The organism is Hymenobacter sp. BT559, from assembly GCF_016427535.1.
GTDB lineage: Bacteria > Bacteroidota > Bacteroidia > Cytophagales > Hymenobacteraceae > Hymenobacter.
In genome coordinates, this window is record NZ_JAELXV010000004.1 from 159951 (window position 1) to 172666 (window position 12716).

The window sequence follows — 12716 nt, forward strand, 5'->3', positions numbered from 1 at the left end:
CGGTATAAGCAGGACAAAAAAACGGCCGGACTGTTCGTCCGGCCGTCTCTTTTTTGTGGCAAAACTAAGCTAACCTATTCGGGCTTTGCTTTGATTTTGGCCTTTTCGCCCGAAGCGTCTTTGGCTTTCGAATCAAGTTCGCCGTCTTTGGCCTTCGTCTTCGATTTTTCGCCATTGGCGCCTTTGGTCTTTACTTTCACTTTGTCGCTGTCGTCGTCCACTTTGGTTTTCACCTTAGTGCCGTCGGCGAGCTTCACTTTGCTCTTGCCAGGCTGAGGACGAGCGGGCTTCACCGGTACGGCGATGATGGTCGTAGTCGGAGCGGGCTCCTGAATAACGGGCATCGACTCACCTTCCTTCAGCACCACGCGGAACTCATCGCGGCGGTTGAGCTGCATGTTCTCGGGCGTATCGTTCGGAGCAGCAGGGCGGCGCTCGCCGTAGCTAACCGTGGTGAGGCGGGCACCAGCCACACCTTGCTTCACGAGGTAGTTGCGGGCGGCATCGGCGCGGTTCTGGCCGAGTACCATGTTGTACTCATCCGTGTTGCGCGAGTCGCAGTGGCCTTCAATCGAGATGTTCAGGCCAGTGTTAGCTTGCAGAATAGCCGCCGTATTCTTGAGGGTCTTGATAGACTCCGGACGTAGCGTGTACTTGTCGGTGTCGAAGTATATCTTCTTGAACTGGCTGTTAGCCGTCGTGTCGATATAGTTAACGTAGAAGTTCTTAACAATCGAAGCCGAGTCAGCCGTCGAAATCGGTACTGCAAACTCTTGCGTTTCGATATTCTTACCGTCTTTGTTTACCGCTACCTGGTAGGTACGGCCCGACAGCAGGTTTACGCTGTAGTCACCATTCGGCTGCTTCGTGATGTCGCGGAAGCTGATAGCCTCGTTCGAAGCCGTTTTGCCGCTGAACACCAACTCTACCCCGGGGATAGACTGCAAGCTGTCGCGCTTCGAGAACACCTGACCTTTGATGGTGACGTTCTTGATGTAGTTGATGGTATAGATGTCTTTCTCGCCGTAGCCACCGATGCGGTACGAGCTGAGGTAAGCATACGAACCATCGGGAGCGAGGCGGTAGTACGAGTCAGCATCCGGCGTGTTGATGGGGTAGCCCAGGTTTTCGGGGCGGCCCCACTTGCGGCCAATGCTGTCCCACTGCGACTTGAAGATGTCGTAGTTACCCATCGTGTTGTGGCCACGCGAAGCAAAATACAACGTCTTGCCATCGCGGCTCAGGTACGGGCTGTCTTCGTCGTACTTGGTGTTGATAGCGTTACCTAGGGACTTAGCCGGGCCCCAGTCGCCGCCGTTCGAGCGGGTGCTGTAGTACAGGTCTAGCGTGCCATCTTCCGAGTACTTACCAGTCGAGAAATACAGCGTCTGGCCGTCGGGCGTAATGTAAGCGTCGCCTTCGTAGTACTTCGAGTTAATGTTGTCGTTCAGGCGCTTAGGAGCCGTCCAGTCGCCACCCGTTTTCTCCGACACGAAGATGTCACCGTTATTGTCGTTGCGGTACAACAGCAGTTTGCTATCGTTGTCATACAGCTGGATAGAGGCGTCGTGGCCTTTTGCGTTGAGCACGCCTGACAGCGAGCGGGGCTTCTCCCAGTTATCAGCATCAACACGGTGGGTTTCGAAGATGTCTTCGTAGTACTCACCGTCGGCCGCTAAGCCTTTCTTCTTTACGTCCGAGCCCGTTACCTGCTCGCCACGCGACGTATAAATCAGCGTTTTATCATCGGCCGAAATTACGGGGCTGTGCTCCGAGTACTGCGTGTTTACCGTGGGCCCTAGGTTCTTCACGAAGATGTCCTTGGGCTGGTTGAAGAGCACTTTCGCGTTCTTGCTGTGCTGAATCAGCTGCGCTACCTCTTCGCGGCGCGCGTCGTTGCGCTTCTTCAGCGTGGCATTGTACGCCTGGTAGTGCGTGATAGCCTCGTCGAAGTTATAGTTGAGGTGGTCAACCTGACCCAGCCAGTACTCAATGTCGCGCGACACCTTGGGCTTCAGCTTCTGCGCCTTATAGATATAGTCGCTGGCTTTTTCCTTATCGAAGGACAGGTACGCTACACCGGCCCGGAACAACGCTGTGGCGTTATTGGGGTCTTTGGCCAGCACCCGCTCGTAGTAAGGGATGGAGGCGCGGTAGTTTTCCAGGTCGAAAAGCTTGTTGCCAGTCTTAAGGTCCTTGCGCGTGCTCTGCGCCAGGGCGGGGCTGCTCGCGGCCGCCGTCAGGGCCAGCGCGCACGAGGCGTGCAGCAGCTTTCTGGATAGGTTGTCCATTGAAAAGAGGTGTTTGGGGTAATTAAAGAAGCGCATAGAGACGGAATAAGCCAGGACGTATCCCATAAGCAGTTCGGCGTCTTATACTAATTTTTAACGTCAGGGTTGGTAGTACTACTTCTAAATTGCTGCTGAACGACCGAAACAATTGGCACAAATATAGGCACCTGCCCGTGGCTGCTGGGCTCCTTTGCACCACCTAAGGCTTCAAACTGTTCGCTTCTCAACCCGTTACTATATCTGTTCAAGCAAAAGGTAACCCGGCAAATATAGGAAAGCTGCGAAAAAAGCTTGAAAAAGGTTCCTTTCCGCTAAATGCTTGGGCGGCACTGCCAGCCGAGGCGTGCTGCCAAGCTTTGGCGCGGCATCTTTGTACTACCTAGGGGCCATTCGCTCCTTTTTACTTAGCACCACTAACCTCCACGCTATGCTCATTCGCGACGCTCACTTTGTGAGCAGTAACACCCAGCTGGCGGCCTGCCCCACCCCCGACCGCCCCGAGTACGCCTTCATTGGCCGCTCCAATGTGGGCAAGTCTTCGCTGCTCAACATGCTCACTGGCCGCAACGGCCTAGCCAAAATATCAAGCACCCCCGGCAAGACGCAAGTCATCAACCATTTCATGATAAATGATGAATGGTACCTCGTTGACTTGCCCGGCTACGGCTACGCCCGCGTGAGCAAAAGCTCGCGCGCCGACTGGGGCAAAATGATAAATGCCTACCTCACCCGCCGCGAAAACCTGACTTGCGTGTGCGTGCTGCTCGACTCGCGCCACCCGCCGCAAGCCGTGGACCTAGAGTTTATGGAAAAGCTAGGCGAGGACGGCGTACCATTTGTGATGGTTTTCACCAAAACTGATAAGCAATCGGCCACTCGCACTAATGAATTGGTGACCGCCTACCTGGCCAAAATGGGCGAAATATGGGATGAGCTGCCGCGGCACTTCCTCACGTCATCCGAAACCGGCGCCGGGCGGGAGGAATTACTCGGCTTTATTGAGGAAGTAAACCGCCAGGTGGCCGCCGGAGCCGCCGATGCGCAGTAATTTGGCCCCTCAATTGCTCTTAGACCAATCTATTTTCTCGTAATCCTTTATTTTCCATGAAAAAAATTATGCTTTCGGTGCTAGGCCTGGCCCTGGCTGCTAGCGCCGCCCAAGCCCAAGCCACCAAACCTAACACTACGCCTCCCGCCCAAGCCCCCTCGCAAACCGAGCAGGGCACCGGCCTCAACCACGTAGGGGCCAGCATTCCGGTGGCGGCCTACTACGAAGGGGGCCAGGAGGCTATGTATGCCTTTATTGCTAAGGAGCTGAAGTATCCGCTGCTGGCCAAGCGCAACCGCATGCAGGGCCGCTGCATTGTGAGCTTTACCCTCAATCCCGATGGCACGATGCAGGGCATCAAACTGGTGAAGCAAGTGGGCGGCGGCACCGGCGAAGAAGCGCTGCGCGTAGTACGTTTGCTTAAGTTTAAGAAACCCGAATACCCCATCCTGACTAGCCTACCCATCGATTTCAAGCTCGGCGTAACGGGCTCGAACGCGCTGGAAAACTAGATTTTTTAATGGTGAATTGTTAGTGGTTAATGGTTAATTTATCAATCAACCGCTCTTTTACTCAAGTCATTAACAATTCATCATTAATCCTTAACCATTAAGAAAATGCCTTACGATTTGAAAGAACTGGCGGCCATCAGCGGCCAGAGTGGTCTGTACCGCCTCCTGAAGCCCGCCCGCCACGGTGTGTTGGTTGAAAGCCTCGATGCCAAAGCCGCTCGCTCGCTGGCGCCAGCCAGCAACAAAGTATCGCTGCTGAGTGAAATCGGCATCTACAGCCAAGACTCGGACGATACGGTGCCGCTGACGCAGGTTTTTGAGAACATCTACCAGAAGTATGGTACCAGCCTGCCGGTAAGCAACAAGTCGTCGGAAGCCGAGCTAACGAGCTTTCTGGCTGAAGTGCTGCCTGAGTACGACCGCGAGCGCGTGTACCTCTCCGATATTAAAAAGCTGGTGACTTGGTACGGCATCGTAAGCCAGCACCGCCCCTACGAAGAAGCGACCGAGAGCGAAGCATCTACCACCGAAACGACGGAAGAAGCTTAATTCCTAGGTTCGAAATTCTTCCATGCAAAAGAGACGGCGCCCCAACTGGGGCGCCGCCTCTTTTTTGATGGACCTTGGCCTGAATAAAGCTCTATAGGGGACCTAGGCGCCAGCAAAGGCGGCGGGCGTAGCTGCCGTTTCCTGCGCCATAAAGGCCTCGGCCTGCTCTACTAGGTCTTGGCTGCCGATGAAGATGGGGCAGCGCGCGTGGCATTCTTTGGGCTCGATGCTGAGCGTGCGCTGATGGCCGTCGGAGCTGCGCCCGCCGGCCTGCTCCACGATAAAAGCTAGTGGGTTGCACTCATACATGAGGCGCAGCTTACCCTTAGGGGTCTTGCCGGTGGCGGGGTAGATGTAGATGCCGCCCTTGAGTAGATTGCGGTGGAAGTCGGCCACGAGCGAGCCGATGTAGCGGGCTGAAAAGCTCGCGTCTTTGCAGTACTTCACAAACGCCGTTACGCCGGGCGAGAAGGTTTCGGACGCGCCTTCGTTGATGGAATAGACGGCGCCGGTTTTGGGCGTCTGAATGTCGGGGTGCGATAAGAAAAATTCGCCTAGGCTCGGCTCATAGGTAAAGCCATTGACGCCGTTGCCGGTGGTGTACACGAGCATGGTGCTGGAGCCGTAGATGACGTAGCCAGCTGCTACCTGGTGGGTGCCAGGCTGCAGGCAGTCGGCCGTGGTGCCGGGCCGGCCGGTGGGCGACACGCGACGGTAGATACTGAAAATGGTGCCGATGCTGACGTTGACGTCGATGTTGCTGGAGCCGTCGAGCGGGTCGATGGCCACCACGTACTTGCCCTGGTTGTTACCAGTTTGAATCATGTCCTCATCTTCCTCGGAGATGATGGTGCAGACCTCGCCCCCATTGCGCAGCGCCCGGATAAAGCGGATGTTGGCAATCACGTCGAGCTTTTGCTGGTCCTCGCCCTGCACGTTGCGGTTGCCATAGGCCCCGGCAATGTCGATGAGGCCCGAGCGGTTGATTTCGCGGTTCACGATTTTGGCCGCCAGCGCAATGTCGCGCAGCAGCTGCGAAAGCTCCCCAGTGGCGTAAGGGAAGTCTTCCTGCTTGCGCATAATGAAGCGGTCGAGGGTGGTGCCGACGGGCAAGGCGAGTTTGTTGTGGTCCATATAAACGTGAGGGAAGGAGAGCCTTCGCAAAGCTAGCCTTTTTTGACCATGCCACCTACCTGCGCCTTACTGCCTAGTTTTGGGGCCTATGGCAACTGAACTAACGGGCCTACAGGTCTACAAATTTGGCGGCGCCTCGGTGAAGGACGCGGCCGCCATTCTCAATCTGCGCCACATCGTCGAAACCACCGCCGCGGGCCGCCCGCTGCTCATTGTGGTATCGGCCATGGGCAAAACGACGAATGCCCTAGAGGAGCTGTTTGCCCTGGCCCACGCCGGCCGCGACTATACAGCTCCGCTGGTACGGCTGGAAGCCTACCACCAAGAAGCCGCCCACGCCTTGGCAGCCCATTTGAAGCCAGCTACCCAAACTGATGTGCAGGAGATGCTGCACGAGGCGTTTGAGGCACTAAACGAGCAACTAGCGGGGGTAGGCAGCGCGGCTAGCTACGACGAGCAGTACGACCAAGTGGTAAGCTACGGTGAATTACTCGCCTCTCAGCTCATTGCCTTAGTGCTGAATGACCTGCGCCCAACGCGCTGGCAGGATTGCCGCCCGCTGCTGCGCACCGACACTAGCTGGCGCGAAGGCCGGATAAATTGGACCGTGACCGAAAACAACCTGCGCGCCGCCCTGCCGCCCCTACTGCGCGAGGCGGGCGTAGTAGTGACTCAGGGCTTCGTGGGAGGCACTACCAAGGGACGCACCACTACCCTAGGGCGCGAAGGCTCCGACTACTCGGCCGCCATCTTTGCCTATTGCCTGCGAGCCGAGAGCGTGACCATCTGGAAAGACGTGCCGGGCCTGCTCAATGCCGACCCCAAAATCTTCCCGGACACAGTACGCTATCCCGAAATCAGCTACCAGGAGACAATAGAGATGGCGTACTACGGGGCTAGCGTTATTCACCCCAAGACGCTGAAGCCGCTGGCCGACCGCAAGATTCCGCTGCGGGTGAAGTCGTTTCTGGACCCCACGGCCGAGGGCACGCTTATCCACGACTGCCAGCACCCGCCGCTGGCGCCTGCTTTTATCCGCAAAACGGGGCAGTGCCTAGTGTCGCTGGAAAGCAAGGACTTCGCGTTTATTTCGGAGGAGAACCTGGAAGTAATTTTTGGAGCGCTGGCTCAGGCTCGCCTGAAAATCAACCTCATGCAAAATTCGGCGCTTAGCTTCTCGGTGTGCCTCGATGGCGAGCCTACGCGGCTGGCGCAGGCCGTGGCGGCCCTAGGTGCTCAGTTTCGGGTGCAGTACAACGAAGGCCTGACGCTCTTTACCATCAAAAACTACACGGCCGCCAGCGTGGCTCAGCTCGTGGCCGGGCGCACGGTGCTGCTGGAGCAGCGCACGCGCAGCACGTTTCAGGTGGTAGTGAGGGAGTAGCTGCGCATGTAAGGCTCAAGCTAGGCCCTAGGTATAGTCGAAAGCCGACGTGTAGAGTGGCTGCGTTGGGTTTTGCTTTACTTGTTCAGGCGCTAAGCCGTTGGCTCTGCATAGCACCTGCGTGTAGGTGGGCTGCTTCAGACGCTGCAGCAGCCCTAGCTTGCCGCTGCCTTTGAGATAGTGGTGCAAAGGTGAGGCAACATCGAGCAGCACCAGCGCCGAGGTGTAGCCGAAGTGGACCAGCACACTTTCTAGCAGGCGCAGCAGCTCGGGCTCGCGGCCGGGCAGTACATACAGGGCTTCTAAGGCAGCAAATTCGTACTTGGCAGGGTTGATGAGCCGCTTGAGCACTGGCACGTGGGGCAGCACCCGCAAGAGCAGCTGCCCACTGAGGCCAGGCATGGCCACGATGCGCCACCGCACCGGATTAGCCTGCACGCCAGCAATGATTTCGCCGTTTTCGCGCAGCACGAAGTAGTGCTGCTGGTCGTACAGGTGGTCGAACTGAACTAAGGAGTAGCCGGCGTAGGCCGCCGCCAGAGTGGCGCGCATTGCCGGCAACTCGGGCGCCGCTAACTGCCCAAAGCGGGCGTCTAGGCGTGGGTACAGCCGGCCAAAGGCCAGCGCCTCTAGCTGGGCTATCGGGTGAAAGCCTGCTTGGGCCGAGATGCGCAACGAGCGGGCATTGGCTTCTTCGATATAAGAGTAAAATACCTGGGGCGCGGGCCGGGTGCGCTCGATATAGCGCACAGCTTCTTGCTTGAGCCGGTGGCCATAGCCGTGGCCCCGGTGGGCGGCAGCTACGGCTAGGTAGCGGCCGTAGTAGCCGGCTACCTGCCCGGCGGGCGTTTGTACTAGGCGCTCCGACAGGCAGTAGGTGCCCACGAGCTCCTCGCCCACCCACAAGTCGAAGAAATAAGGGCCTGTGATGTGGTTTACTTTTTCGGCCTGGCCGGTGTGGCTGTACTGCGGGCCGTGCGTGCCATAGATAGTTTGCTGCAACAAGGCCACGCTCAGCGGGCTGGCCGTGCGGCTAATGGTGAGCCGCAGCGGCGGCGAATCGGCAAGGAGTAGCTGCTCCATAGAAGGTGGTAGTGCGTTGGGCGCAAGAAGTAGGCCGGCAAGCAACCGCCGACGCAAATTTGGAGTAAGCAGGCGCATTTGTACGCCACTGCTTTACCTTTCTCTTATGGCCGTTCTCGTGGGCAAGCGCGCCCCTTCCTTTAAAGCTACCGCCGTCATTGGCACTCAGGTCGAAGAAGAATTTTCGCTCGACCGCTACCTAGGCAAGCGCTACGTGCTGCTGTTCTTCTACCCGGCCGATTTTTCGGGCCTTTGCCCGACCGAGCTGTACGCTTTTCAGGAAATGCTGCCCGAGTTTGAGCGCCGGGGCGTGGCCGTAGTGGGCTGCAGCACCGACTCGCACCAGACACACCAGGCTTGGCTGCGCATGCCGCGCGAGTCGGGCGGCATCGCGGGCACTACTTTCCCGCTGGTGGCCGACGCTACCAAAACCATCTCGGCCAACTACGACGTGCTGGCCGGCCACTACGACTACAACGAAGCCGGTGAGATGGTCTTTGTGGGCGCGCCAGTAGCCTACCGGGGCTTGTTTTTGATTGACCGCGACGGCATTGTGCGGCACCAACTCGTGAACGACCGGTTCCTAGGTCGCCGCATTTCGGATGCGATGCGCATGGTCGATGCCTTGCAGTATTATGAAGAACACGGCGAGACCTGCCCCGCCAACTGGGAAGCAGATAAATAATTATGAATTAGTGGTTAGAAGTTAAGAAGTATGACTGCACAGTACTACCAACTCTTAACTCCTAACTATTAACTTAATTTTGTAGCCCCGCCCGGCCTGATGCCGGGCGGGGTTCTTGTTTTTGCGTTTCTTGTATTCATTGGGCTTGGCCCTGTATGCGCTGCTGCTGCGGCTAGTAGCACCTTTCAACCCCAAAGCGGCGGCTTGGGTAGCGGGCCGGCAGGGGCTGCTGCTGCGCATAGCGCAGGCCCTAGGGGCCGAAACGGCGCCGCGCCTATGGGTGCACTGCGCTTCCCTAGGCGAGTTTGAACAGGGGCGGCCGCTCATCGAGGGGCTGCGGCGGCAGTACCCGAGCCACAAAATTGTGCTGACTTTTTTCTCGCCCTCGGGCTACGAGGTGCGCAAGAATTGGGCGGGGGCCGACTACGTCTTTTACCTGCCGCTCGACACGGCTGAGCACGCCCGCCAATTTGTGGCGGCGGTGAAGCCCGCGCTGGCCGTATTTGTGAAGTACGAGTTTTGGTACTACTACCTGCGTGAGCTGCGCGAGCAAAGCATTCCGGCAGTGGTAGTGGCGGCAATATTCCGGCCCAGCCAGATTTTCTTCAAGCCCTGGGGTGGCTTCTTCCGGCAGATTCTAAGCCAACTCAGCTTCATCTTCACCCAAAACGAAGAGTCGGCCGAATTGCTGCGCGGTATTGGCCTGAAGCGGGTGCGCGTGGCCGGCGATACGCGCTTTGACACCGTGGCGGCCACGGCCGCCGCGCCGCCTAGGTCGCTACCGCTCGTTGAAGCCTACGTGGCCGACGGCGCGCCCGTGCTGGTGGCCGGCAGCACCTGGCCCGAAGACCTGCCTGCCCTAGCGCCGCTGCTACGCAAACACGCCCGCACCATGCGCTTTATCGTGGCGCCACACGAGGTGTCGGAAACCCATTTGCAGGAGGTAGAAGCCGCCATGCCGGGCCTCACGGTGCGCTACTCACAGGCTACACCCGCTACCGTGGCCGAGGCACGGCTACTGCTCATCGACAACGTGGGACTACTGAGCCAGCTCTACCGCTTCGGGCGGTTTGCCTACGTGGGCGGCGCCTTCGGGGCGGGCCTGCACAACACGCTGGAGGCGGCAGCCTTTGGGTTGCCCGTCTTTTTTGGGCCGCGCTACGAGCGGTTTCAGGAGGCCGTGGCGCTAGTGAACCTAGGGTGCGCTTTTTCGGCTAGCTCGGCCAAAGAGCTGGAAGCGGCTTTTGACAAGCTCTATTATAATGAAGCTGCCCGCCTCTCGGTGCAAGACGTAAGCCTCGACTACGTGCACCAGCACGCGGGCGCTACAGGGCGCATTTTGCGAGAATTAAGAGTTAAGGAATAAGAACTAGACGGGCGGTGCGCTTACGAACGCGTCTTTGCATTGCGTTTACCAAGTGTCATCTTCAAGGCCTAACCCAATATGACCGGAATCATCATTAAATCTACCGGCTCGTGGTACGTGGTGCGCGGCCACGAAACGGGTGAGCTTTACCGCTGCCGTTTGCGGGGCAAGTTCAAAAATAAAGGCCTGAAAGTGAGCAACCCGCTGGCCGTGGGCGACGGGGTAGAGTTTGACTTGCCCGAGCAGTCGGAGGGCGCGGGCGTGATTCATACTATCGCGCCGCGGCGCAACTACATCATCCGGCGCTCGGTGCACAAGAGCGAGCACGCCCACATCGTGGCCGCCAACCTCGACCAGGCGCTGCTGGTGGTCACGCTGGTGTCGCCGGCTACCTCGTTTGGGTTTATCGACCGCTTTTTGGTCACGGCCGAGGCGTATCATATTCCGGCCCTGCTGATTTTTAATAAGTCGGATTTATATGATGAGGACACGCTGGAGTATCAGCAGCAAATAGCCGGCATGTACGCCAGCGTGGGTTACCCCAGCGTGCTGTGCGCCGCCGAATCGGGCGAGAACGTGGCGGCCGTAGCGGCCCTGCTGCCCGGTAAAACCTCGCTGCTTTCGGGCCACTCGGGCGTGGGCAAGAGCACGCTCATCAATGCCCTGGTGCCCGACCTTGACCTGAAAACGGCCGAAATCAGCGAGTTTTCTGACAAAGGCAAACACACCACTACTTTCGCTGAGATGCTGGAAGTAGAGCCTGGCACTTATATCATCGACACGCCCGGCATCAAGGAGCTGGGCCTTGTGGACGTGCCCGCCGCCGAGCTGGCGGGCTACTTCCCCGAGATGCGGGCGCTGCTGGGCCAGTGCCGCTACCACAACTGCCGCCACGTGCACGAGCCTGGCTGCGCCGTCATCGAGGCCGTAGACCAAGGGCGCCTGGCCGTGCCGCGCTACGAGAGCTACCTCAGCATGCTGGCCGACGAGGACAATCGGCATTAGGAGTTAAGATTGTCCTTGCGAGCGCCGCGCAGCAATCGCATCTGTTCAGACGCGCCGTTCTGGTGCGGTTGCTGCGCGGCGCTCGCAAGAACACTTTTTAGCTTAGTTTTTCTTACCTACTAACTTCCCACCGCTATGCTGGTCAGCGTCCTACCCGTACCCTTCGGCGATGCCGGCCGCCAGCGGCAGTTCGAGGCCGTGCGAGCCACGCTAGCGGCTGAGGCCGACGCGCCGGCTACCGTGCTGCTGGGCAACCTAGGGGCCTTTTCGCCCATCCAGGCAGATATTCTTGTGGTGCGGCCCACAAGCTTGTCACTTGGGGTGCTGACGCCCCAGGCTGGGCAGCTCACGATACCGGCGCTGACCTATGGGAGCTGGCAGCTCGACGGGCAGCCTCTGCTAGATTTTACGGACGCCGACAACCCATTTGTGCAGTACCAGCAGCAGCTGCCAGTGGCACTGGCTTGGCTGAGCGAGCACCTAGGCTTGCCTGAGGAGGAGCTGCCGCCCTGCACGGGCTTTGCGCTGTTTGAGGCGCCGCTCACTTTCGGGCCGGGGGTAGAGGCGCAGCTGCACCAGCACGCGGCAGCTACTGATTTTCAGCTGGTGGGCGGAGCCGGGCAGTTTCTCACGCGCTTGCGCCAGCTACCAGCGGCCGCGGCTGCGCTAAACGAAGACGAGCTGCTGGACTGGGGCGAATACCTGGCCCGCGAGCCTTATGTTGACCATGAGCAAGACATACCCGTCAGCCCTTTCGACGACCTGCCTGCCTTGCTAACGCAAAAGCTGCGGCAGCTTTGGCACTGGCTTGGGGCTGCCGACATTCCCGCCGACCCGCCCTACGGGGGCGCCCCGCTCCTCCCCGACCCCGCCCTGCGCGACGAGCAAGAACAAGCGCGCCTGCACCAACTGCGCCAAGAGCTGCTGGCCGAGCTGCGGCAGCAGCGCGAAGAAGCTGCCGCCCGCGAGGCTACCCGCACCCAAGAGCTAGCCCAGCTGCGGCAGCAGCTAGCCCAGGCCGGGCAGCCCGCCGCCGAGCACCAAGCCGAGCTCGCCGCCAAAGCAGCTCTGGAAGAATCGTTGCGCACTGCCCGAGTCGAACTCGCTGCTCGCAACCAGGAGCTTGATGCCCGCCTCCGGCAGCTAGAGCAACTTAGCCAGCAGCTACGCACTGCGCCGGCAGCCGTGCCCGCTCGGCCTGCTAGCACGCCCGTGGCGACACCTAGGCAGGCTGCGGGCCGCGTAGCCCCTCCCAAAGTAGTTTACCGGCGCATGCAGCAGGCCGAGCGCTGGGGCCTGATAGCCCTGGCAGTAGGCATTCTAAGTGCGGGCGGAGTTGGCTTGTCCCGCTGGCTGCACCCACCTCAAGGCAAGCCTCTCACCAAGGCCCCCCACCGGACGGCGCCCGTCTACCAACCGGAGGAAGACGCAGTACCATCTCCCGTCATTATTTATGACAGCGTGGCGCACACGAGCCTGACAATGGCCGACACTACCCTAGTGCGCGAAGCTGCGGCATCCGATGCCAACCACGAAGCAGCCCGCCGAGCCGAGTCGGCGCCCGAGCGCTTAGATAGCGCGGCCTCGGCCCCCGAGCCACCTAGGCCCGCCCTTCCCGACTCGGCTGCCGCTAGCCCTGCGCCCTAGTTTCCGCGTACA

General features: G+C 59.3%; 11 protein-coding genes. 8 read left to right on the forward strand and 3 right to left on the reverse strand.

What is annotated here, in order from left to right; translation table 11 throughout:
• Positions 1-74: 74 nt before the first annotated feature.
• Positions 75-2291, reverse strand: a complete 2217-nt coding sequence (locus tag JAO77_RS15180) for an OmpA family protein (RefSeq protein WP_198991229.1) — start codon at positions 2289-2291, stop codon at positions 75-77.
• Between the two features lie 427 nt (positions 2292-2718).
• Here JAO77_RS15180 and yihA point away from each other — a divergent pair, with 427 nt between their 5' ends.
• The 3 genes from yihA (at position 2719) to JAO77_RS15195 (ending at position 4400) form a co-directional block, all read left to right on the forward strand.
• Complete coding sequence (gene yihA / locus JAO77_RS15185; protein ID WP_198991230.1) at positions 2719-3339, forward strand: ribosome biogenesis GTP-binding protein YihA/YsxC; 621 nt, start codon at positions 2719-2721, stop codon at positions 3337-3339.
• 56 nt (positions 3340-3395) lie between these two features.
• Positions 3396-3851, forward strand: a complete 456-nt coding sequence (locus JAO77_RS15190) for an energy transducer TonB (RefSeq protein ID WP_198991231.1) — start codon at positions 3396-3398, stop codon at positions 3849-3851.
• A gap of 105 nt (positions 3852-3956) precedes the next feature.
• Positions 3957-4400, forward strand: a complete 444-nt coding sequence (locus JAO77_RS15195) for a DUF5606 family protein (protein ID WP_198991232.1) — start codon at positions 3957-3959, stop codon at positions 4398-4400.
• Positions 4401-4502: 102 nt separating this feature from the next.
• Here JAO77_RS15195 and fbp read toward each other — a convergent pair whose 3' ends face one another.
• On the reverse strand, positions 4503-5534 hold the full coding sequence (gene fbp / locus JAO77_RS15200) for a class 1 fructose-bisphosphatase (protein ID WP_198991233.1): 1032 nt from the start codon (positions 5532-5534) through the stop codon (positions 4503-4505).
• Between the two features lie 88 nt (positions 5535-5622).
• Here fbp and JAO77_RS15205 point away from each other — a divergent pair, with 88 nt between their 5' ends.
• Positions 5623-6918 carry an aspartate kinase gene (locus JAO77_RS15205; RefSeq protein WP_198991234.1) on the forward strand — a complete coding sequence of 432 codons (1296 nt, stop codon included), beginning with the start codon at positions 5623-5625 and terminating at the stop codon, positions 6916-6918.
• Between the two features lie 27 nt (positions 6919-6945).
• On the opposite strand, the gene JAO77_RS15210 is transcribed toward JAO77_RS15205, so the two are convergent.
• The gene (locus tag JAO77_RS15210; protein ID WP_198991235.1) at positions 6946-8001 is read right to left on the reverse strand and encodes a GNAT family N-acetyltransferase; all 1056 of its coding nucleotides are present in this window, start codon (positions 7999-8001) and stop codon (positions 6946-6948) included.
• A 106-nt stretch (positions 8002-8107) separates the two neighbouring features.
• Here JAO77_RS15210 and JAO77_RS15215 point away from each other — a divergent pair, with 106 nt between their 5' ends.
• From JAO77_RS15215 to JAO77_RS15230, 4 genes are all read left to right on the forward strand, one after another.
• Positions 8108-8686, forward strand: a complete 579-nt coding sequence (locus tag JAO77_RS15215) for a peroxiredoxin (protein WP_198991236.1) — start codon at positions 8108-8110, stop codon at positions 8684-8686.
• Positions 8687-8807: 121 nt separating this feature from the next.
• Positions 8808-10052, forward strand: coding sequence for a 3-deoxy-D-manno-octulosonic acid transferase (locus JAO77_RS15220; RefSeq protein ID WP_198991237.1), 1245 nt, complete (start codon positions 8808-8810; stop codon positions 10050-10052).
• A gap of 78 nt (positions 10053-10130) precedes the next feature.
• Complete coding sequence (gene rsgA, locus JAO77_RS15225; RefSeq protein ID WP_198991238.1) at positions 10131-11057, forward strand: ribosome small subunit-dependent GTPase A; 927 nt, start codon at positions 10131-10133, stop codon at positions 11055-11057.
• Between the two features lie 135 nt (positions 11058-11192).
• On the forward strand, positions 11193-12704 hold the full coding sequence (locus tag JAO77_RS15230) for a hypothetical protein (protein ID WP_198991239.1): 1512 nt from the start codon (positions 11193-11195) through the stop codon (positions 12702-12704).
• Positions 12705-12716 lie beyond the last annotated feature (12 nt).

Excerpts from the sequence above, each read along its gene's own strand:
- JAO77_RS15180 (WP_198991229.1), bottom strand. The coding sequence starts at position 2,291 with ATGGACAACCTATCCAGAAAGCTGCTGCACGCCTCGTGCGCGCTGGCC.
- JAO77_RS15210 (WP_198991235.1), bottom strand. The coding sequence starts at position 8,001 with ATGGAGCAGCTACTCCTTGCCGATTCGCCGCCGCTGCGGCTCACCATT.
- JAO77_RS15190 (WP_198991231.1), top strand. The coding sequence starts at position 3,396 with ATGAAAAAAATTATGCTTTCGGTGCTAGGCCTGGCCCTGGCTGCTAGC.
- yihA (WP_198991230.1), top strand. The coding sequence starts at position 2,719 with ATGCTCATTCGCGACGCTCACTTTGTGAGCAGTAACACCCAGCTGGCG.
- JAO77_RS15205 (WP_198991234.1), top strand. The coding sequence starts at position 5,623 with ATGGCAACTGAACTAACGGGCCTACAGGTCTACAAATTTGGCGGCGCC.
- JAO77_RS15195 (WP_198991232.1), top strand. The coding sequence starts at position 3,957 with ATGCCTTACGATTTGAAAGAACTGGCGGCCATCAGCGGCCAGAGTGGT.
- fbp (WP_198991233.1), bottom strand. The coding sequence starts at position 5,534 with ATGGACCACAACAAACTCGCCTTGCCCGTCGGCACCACCCTCGACCGC.
- rsgA (WP_198991238.1), top strand. The coding sequence starts at position 10,131 with ATGACCGGAATCATCATTAAATCTACCGGCTCGTGGTACGTGGTGCGC.
- JAO77_RS15230 (WP_198991239.1), top strand. The coding sequence starts at position 11,193 with ATGCTGGTCAGCGTCCTACCCGTACCCTTCGGCGATGCCGGCCGCCAG.
- JAO77_RS15215 (WP_198991236.1), top strand. The coding sequence starts at position 8,108 with ATGGCCGTTCTCGTGGGCAAGCGCGCCCCTTCCTTTAAAGCTACCGCC.